We start from the raw sequence: 7,373 nt of genomic DNA, 5'->3' as shown, positions 1-7,373 counted from the left end.
GAAGTGTGGAACAAAAAATTGAAAATAGCACTTACATATATAAAAAAGGACAGGCTTGTTTTATCAATCGTAATACAAAGCATTGTGAAATATCAGGAAAGGATTTTTCTGTAGTTTATTTATGCTTTTTCATTTTCACCATCAGCATAAATATTATTACCATCTAAAATAGTATAATATTTTTTTCCTTCTTTAATTATGGGATTAGCTGAAATTATACCTTTAAACTTACTTGTAACATATATGGTTGCAGAGATTTTGCTTTCTTCAGAAGTTACGTTCATATCCGGTTCTGACACAGTATCTTCAGAAGTACTAATAATTTCTTTACCACTCTCTTCTGTATTAATATTAAGAGCAAGATTCATATTTTGAAATACACTATCACAGGCACCTCCCTTTACTCTATCATCTCCTTCTCCCTCTTCATGTAAGAAAATTGCATATCCCTCTAGATCTCCAAAGTTATATTTTCTAATATCTTTTTTAAATATATTCTCATCAAAAGTACCATAATATTTTTTATTTTCATCATCATAATTATACTCTTCACCATTGGAATCATCTTCTTTACCATCTAATTTATAAGTAATAAAAGCTCCACGTAAATTTTCCATTTCGTTATACTGACTATCTTCTTTTGCTAATTGGCATGCAGATAAACTAAATGCTCCACTTATTATTATAATTAAACTCAATATTTTCTTATTTATTTTCCTCATCATCTTCCCCCAATTTTCCATCAAATTTTAATATATCTCCCACATCACATTCCAAATAAAAACAAATCTTGTTTATAGTTTCAAATCTTACACCCTTTGCCTTTCCACTTCTCAGTATGGAAAGGTTAGCTTCTGTGATACCTATTATTTTTGCAAGCTCCTTAGATGTGATTTGCTTCTTTTTAAGTATTTCTTCTAAATGAACTTCTATGCCCATTTCATCCTCCTATTTTTAAATAATTGTATTGTTATCTTCGTACAAGTCTTTGTTTTCCTGAAAGTATTTGCACAAAATTATCCCCACAAAAGCAACTATCAAAGGTACAAAAGGTATACTTAAAAACATGTTGATTTCACTTATACTTGAAGTTAAAATTAGCTGTAAACCATTTATAAGCAAAGATGATATAACTGATAAATAGACAGTTGTTTTACCATATTCATATATTTTTCTTATGTTTTCTATTACATTTTCTCCATATTGATTCTCCCTAAAGTCATTGATAAGCTTTATTCCTGTAAAAATAACTGTCATGGACATTATTAGTGGTGCCACAGTTAAGGTATATTTTATAATGTAAAATACAAATTGAGGTTTGTTCATTTCACTTAAAACATTAAAAGTTCCAAAATAAAAAATCATTATAATGTCTGAAACTAAAAATAAAGTTAAAATTATTTGAAGACTTTTTAAAGATTTCTTCTTGTTGTTTTCTTCTTCGCATGATAGAGAAGTCAAAGAAAGTAGGACAAAATAACTGATTATTATGATGTAAAACATCATGGATATTGATAATTTCCCCATAGTTATAAATTCTGAAGTTCCATAGAATTCCTCTGGTAATAAGGAGTACAGCTCCATTGGATTTATAAATTGATAGATTGCGTATAGTAAATAAACGCTTAATCCTATTAATATAGAATCCACATTTGTATTCTTGCCCTTTTTGTATTTGTAAAAACAAATGCTCCCTGGTATGGCAGAAATCATTATGTAGATTAATATCGCTACTAAATTCCCTACACTTGATGAAAGTGATAGTTTTCTTAGGTTATCTCCAATTATGTTAAATGGATAGTACATAATTTCCAAGCTACTCTTTGCATTTAAAACAAATAACATGATTATGCTAAGTATCAGTGATGATATAGCTGATATTATTAGTGTTCTTTTTATTTTTAATATATTCATAAGCCCCTCCATATTGGTAATTATTGTGAAACAATAATTTTAATATAATAGTATCAGCGAAATTATTGTTTTTCAATAATTTTTATAAAACTTAGGGGTAATATAAAAAAGCCCTATCACTTATTTGTGATACGGCTTTTCTAAAATCTATTATTTATAATCCTACTTCTATAAAACTACTTCAGCTTCTTTTAATTTTTCAATTTTTATTGCACAAACTTTATATTCTGGTGCTTTTGCAAACTTATCAAGAGCTGCATTAGTTAACCAGTTAGCATTTCCATCTTGGAAGTGGAATGGCATCCAAGTTTCTCCTGGAGATACTTTTGTTCCAACACGTGCTGTAGTTTCTATTTGACCACGTCTTGAAGATACTTTTACTTTTTCTCCATCTTTTATTCCTAAACTTACTGCATCTTTTATATTCATTTCTATAAATGAAGATGATGCTATTTCATTCAATCCTTCTGTTCTACCAGTCATTGCTCTAGTTGTATAGTGATATAATATACGACCAGTCATTAATATTATTGGATATTCATCATCTGGTAATTCTACAGATGGAGTGTACTTAGCTGGATAGAAATATCCTAACCCTCTAACAAATTTGTCCACATGTAATATAGGTGTTCCTGGATGATTTTTATCTGTACATGGCCATTGTAAGCTTCCTTCTTTATCTAATCTATCATGACTTATACCTGCAAAACTTGGAGTAAGTGATGCTATTTCATCCATTATCTCAGCTGAAGTTAAATAAGGTTGATCATATCCCATACGATTCATTAAATCTGTAAATATATCAGTATCTAATCTCATTTCACCTTCTAATTCAACTGCTTTACGAACTCTTTGTACACGTCTTTCTGTATTAGAGAATGTACCTTCTTTTTCTGCATAACTAACTCCAGGTAATATAACATCTGCATATTTAGCAGTTTCAGTCATAAATAATTCACTCATAACAAAGAAATCTAAGCTTTCTAATGCTTTTATTATATGAGTAGTATCTGCATCAGTTACTACTGGATCTTCTCCAAATATGTAAAGACCTCTTACTTCTTTTTTGATTGCAGCTGGGAATACTTCTGTAGCCATTCTACCTACATTTGGATTTAATTTAGTATTCCATGCTTTCTCAAATTTAGCTAATACTTTTGGGTCAGTAACTTTTTGATATCCTGGGAAATCTCCTGGTAAAGCACCCATATCACAAGCACCTTGAACGTTATTTTGCCCACGAAGTGGATTAACTCCGCAACCTGGTCTACCTAATTTACCAACTAACATGGCCATATTAGACATAGACATAACACCTTCTGTTCCACTTGTATGTTCAGTAACTCCTAAGCAATATATGATAGGTGCCTTATCAGCTTTTGCATACATTATAGCTGCGTCTCTTAAGTCTTCTTCACTAATGTTACATATTTCAGATACTTTTTTAGGAGTATATTCTTTAACTAATTCTTTTATTTCATCATAACCTTCTGTACGAGAATTGATAAAGTCCATATCTTGAAGTCCTTCTTCAATTATTACGTTCATGATACCGTTTGCAAAAGCAACGTTTGTACCTGGCTTAATTTTTATATGTATATCAGCTTTCTTAGCTAAATCTATGTCACGAGGGTCAACTACTATTAATTTACATCCTCTTTGAACTGCTTGTCTTATTTGCATTCCTATAACTGGATGTGCTTCTTCTGGGTTAGAACCAACTAACATTATTACATCTGCTTCTTTAGTTATATCTTCTATTGTGTTTGTCATTGCTCCTGAGCCTACTGTTATCGCAAGACCTGCGACAGATGGGGAATGTCAAACACGGGCGCAGTTGTCTATGCTATTTGTTCCAAAAGCACAACGTACCATTTTTTGCATCATATAAATATCTTCATTTGTTGAACGAGAACATGCAAATCCTGCTAATGATTCCGGTCCATATTCTTTCTTTATTTCTGTAAATTTACTTGCCACTAAATCTAGTGCTTCATCCCAAGTAGCTCTTTCAAATTCTCCTGTTTCATGATTTTTTATTAAAGGATATTTTATTCTATCTTCTGAATGAACAAAGTCAAAACTTCCACTACGTCCTTTAACACATAATAAACCTTTATTTGATCTTCCATCAGCTGCTTTTACATCAACTATTTTATTATCTTTAACTAGTAGCTTGTATTGGCATCCTGTTCCACAGTGAGGACAAGTTGTTAAAACTTCTTTATCTATTTGGTAAGGGCGATAATTTTTTCTTCTTTTCATAGTTAACGCACCTGTTGGACATGCTTCAACACAGTTACCACATGATTCACAATTTGTTTTTCTCCAATCTTCATCAAATGGAGTTCCTATTACTGAAGTGAATCCTCTTTGCATAGTATCTATAGCACCACGACCAACTATTTTATGGCAAGTATTTACACATCTATGACATAAAACACAAAGATTTGGGTTATATGTAAAAAATGGATTTGTGTCATCTATTGGTAAATCAACACTTTCACCTTCAAAAGTAGTTTTTTCTACACCATATTCATAACATAAGTCTTGTAATTTACAATCTCCATTTGATGCACATGAAAAACAATCTGTTTTATGATTAGATAAAAGCATATCTAAAACATTTCTTCTAGCTTTTATTACCTTTTCACTTTTAGTAGATACTACTAAATTTTCTGAAACTTGTGCAGTACATGCTGTATCCATCTTTGTTCTACCGTTACTTTCCATCTCTACCATACACATTCTACAAGAACCATCTGGTAATAAATCTTTTATATAACATAAAGTAGGAATTTCTATACCCGCTTGCTCAGCTGCATTTAATATTGTAGTTCCTTTTGCAACTTCTACTACTTTATTATCTATCGTTAAACGTACCATAATTATGCTCCCCTCCTAATCTACATATATTGCATCAAATTTACATCCATCTACGCAAGTACCACATTTTATACATTTTTCTAAATCAATAACATGAGCTTCTTTTTTAGCCCCTTTTATGGCATCTACTGGACAATTTCTAGCACATTTTGTACAACCAACACATTTACTTGAATCAATCTTAAATAATTTTAATGCTTCACAAGTATGAGACTTACATTTTTTATCTACAATATGTTCTTCATACTCTTTACGGAATATTTTTAATGTACTTATAACTGGTAATGGAGCACTTTTTCCTAATCCACATAAGGACATGTTTTTAACTGTATTTGCAACTTCTTCTAACTTATCTAAATCTTCTAATGTTCCTTTTCCCGCTATAATTTTTTCTAATATTTCTAGCATACGTTTTGTCCCAACTCTACAAGGTGTACATTTACCACAACTTTCTCTCTGAGTGAAACTCATAAAGAAACGAGCAACTTCAACCATACAAGTATTTTCATCCATAACTACTAGACCACCAGAACCAACTATTGCATCAAATTTCTTAACTGAATCGAAATCCAGCTTTTGATCTAAGTGTTTTTCAACTAGACATCCACCAGATGGTCCCCCTATTTGAACACCTTTAAATGGAACATCATTCTTCATTCCTCCGCCTATATCATATATAATTTCACGAAGAGTAGTTCCCATTGGTACCTCTATTAATCCTGTATTCTTTACACTTCCAGTAAGGGCAAACGCTTTTGTGCCAGGACTACCTTCAGTTCCTATTTGTGTAAACCACTCACCACCATTAGCTATTATCATTGGTATATTGGCATAAGTCTCAACATTATTTAATACTGTTGGTTTATCAAATAAACCTTTTTCTACTGTACGAGGTGGTTTTACTCTTGGCATACCACGGTTACCTTCTATTGATGCAGTAAGTGCACTACCTTCACCACATACAAATGCTCCTGCACCTTTGTTTATATGCATACGTAAATTAAAGTCAGTACCTAAAATATTTTTACCTAATACTCCAAGTTCTTCTGCTTGAGCTATAGCTATTTCCAAACGTCTTACTGCTAAAGGATATTCTGCACGAACATAAATATATGCATCTTCGGCACCTACTAAGTAAGCTGCTATTATCATACCTTCAAGCATCTTGTTTGGGTCACCTTCCATAATACTTCTATCCATGAAAGCACCTGGGTCACCCTCATCACCATTACATACTACGTATTTAACTTTTTCAGGCTGTCTTGCAACTTGCTCCCATTTCTTGCCTGTTGGGAATCCTGCTCCACCACGTCCTCTTAAGTTTGATTTTTTAATTTCTTCAATGGCTGTTTCTTTATCCATTTCGAATAGCACTTTTTCTAACGCTTCGTATCCTCCCACAGCTATGTATTCTTCTATATTTTCTGCATCTATATGACCGCAGTTTTTAAGAACTAAACGAGTTTGTTTTTCATAAAAAGGAATAGATTCTTGACTTTGATAAATTTTTCCGTTTTGTGTATATAGTAATCTTTCTATTACCTCTTTGTTGCATATAGTTTTGTTATAAATTTCATCACAATCTTCAGGCTTAACTTTTACATATAATATATCTAGAGGCTCTATTCTCATTAAAGGTCCCATTTCGCAGAATCCATGACAACCACTTTTCTTAATTTCTGGATGAGGTACCTCTTCTTCAAATTTAATTTCTATATTTTCATCATTTTTAACTAATTCACTCAAGTTATCATATATATCTTGTGCTCCACCAGCTATACATCCAGTACCAGCACATATTAATACTCGTATAGGAATTGAGTTAATTCTATCTTTTGCTCTTTTTCTAAGATCTTGCAATGCTTCTTTTGAACTTATTCTATCTTTCAAAAATTCTAATGACATTTGTAATCTCCCCTTACTCTTATATTAAATCTTCTTCTGGTTCTAATTGTTGTTGTTTTTCTTCTTCTTTTATTAATTCAATTATTTCTTCTGCTTTTGCTGGGGTCATACTTGGATATACTTTATCATTAATAGTCATAACTGGTGCAAGACCACAAGCACCTAAGCATGATACTGTTTCTAAAGTAAATAATCTGTCATCAGAAGTGTGTTTTTCTTCATTTAAATCTAGGATTTTTGTAATTGCATCTTTGACTGGTATTGATTTACGTACGTGACAAGCTGTTCCATCACATATTTTTATAACATATTTTCCTTTTTCTTCAAAAGAAAAGTTTTCATAGAATGTTGCTACACTGTATGCCTTAGACAAAGGTATTTGTAGTTTGTCTGCAACGTATATTAACAATTCCCCTGGTAAATAACGATATTCATCTTGAATATCCTGCATTATAGGAATTAATGAACTAGGTTTATTGCCATGGTGTTCAATAATTCCATCAGTCTTTTTGTAGTAAGACTCTTCTAACATTTATTTTCCCCCTCTAACCTATGTTTTTTATCACAAAAGTAATATAATATGATATAAATTCAAATGCTCTACTATAATAATAATACTTTCTAACATTTTTTTCCATAGTTGTATACTATATTCTAAATATTCCATT

At 31.4% G+C, this 7,373-nt stretch carries 6 protein-coding genes; all 6 read right to left on the bottom strand.

Annotation, left to right across the window (positions count from 1 at the left end; genetic code table 11):
• Window positions 1–119 precede the first annotated feature (119 nt).
• The 6 genes from NSA58_RS12935 to NSA58_RS12910 all read right to left on the bottom strand — a co-directional run bounded on the left by NSA58_RS12935 (window position 120) and on the right by NSA58_RS12910 (window position 7,237).
• A complete protein-coding gene (locus NSA58_RS12935) occupies window positions 120–722 on the bottom strand; it encodes a hypothetical protein (RefSeq protein ID WP_257560535.1) in 603 nt (200 codons plus the stop codon).
• Window positions 706–939, bottom strand: a complete 234-nt coding sequence (locus NSA58_RS12930; RefSeq protein ID WP_039678321.1) for a helix-turn-helix domain-containing protein — start codon at window positions 937–939, stop codon at window positions 706–708. The genes NSA58_RS12935 and NSA58_RS12930 overlap by 17 nt, the downstream gene beginning before the upstream one ends.
• Before the next feature lie 15 nt (window positions 940–954).
• Complete coding sequence (locus NSA58_RS12925; protein ID WP_039678320.1) at window positions 955–1,914, bottom strand: hypothetical protein; 960 nt, start codon at window positions 1,912–1,914, stop codon at window positions 955–957.
• 168 nt (window positions 1,915–2,082) lie between these two features.
• Window positions 2,083–4,800, bottom strand: coding sequence for a formate dehydrogenase subunit alpha (gene fdhF, locus NSA58_RS12920; protein WP_257560534.1), 2,718 nt, complete (start codon window positions 4,798–4,800; stop codon window positions 2,083–2,085).
• A gap of 15 nt (window positions 4,801–4,815) precedes the next feature.
• Window positions 4,816–6,705, bottom strand: coding sequence for an NADH-quinone oxidoreductase subunit NuoF (locus tag NSA58_RS12915; RefSeq protein ID WP_039678319.1), 1,890 nt, complete (start codon window positions 6,703–6,705; stop codon window positions 4,816–4,818).
• Between the two features lie 19 nt (window positions 6,706–6,724).
• Window positions 6,725–7,237, bottom strand: coding sequence for an NADH-quinone oxidoreductase subunit NuoE family protein (locus tag NSA58_RS12910; protein WP_052232840.1), 513 nt, complete (start codon window positions 7,235–7,237; stop codon window positions 6,725–6,727).
• Window positions 7,238–7,373: the final 136 nt, after the last annotated feature.

Source organism: Terrisporobacter muris (assembly GCF_024621905.1).
Lineage (GTDB): Bacteria > Bacillota > Clostridia > Peptostreptococcales > Peptostreptococcaceae > Terrisporobacter > Terrisporobacter muris.
This window is presented reverse-complemented; position numbering and strand designations above follow the sequence as displayed.

What these genes read in the sequence shown, in the direction of transcription:
- NSA58_RS12935 (WP_257560535.1), bottom strand. Translation starts at nt 722, where the DNA reads ATGAGGAAAATAAATAAGAAAATATTGAGTTTAATTATAATAATAAGT.
- NSA58_RS12930 (WP_039678321.1), bottom strand. Translation starts at nt 939, where the DNA reads ATGGGCATAGAAGTTCATTTAGAAGAAATACTTAAAAAGAAGCAAATC.
- NSA58_RS12925 (WP_039678320.1), bottom strand. Translation starts at nt 1,914, where the DNA reads ATGAATATATTAAAAATAAAAAGAACACTAATAATATCAGCTATATCA.
- NSA58_RS12915 (WP_039678319.1), bottom strand. Translation starts at nt 6,705, where the DNA reads ATGTCATTAGAATTTTTGAAAGATAGAATAAGTTCAAAAGAAGCATTG.
- NSA58_RS12910 (WP_052232840.1), bottom strand. Translation starts at nt 7,237, where the DNA reads ATGTTAGAAGAGTCTTACTACAAAAAGACTGATGGAATTATTGAACAC.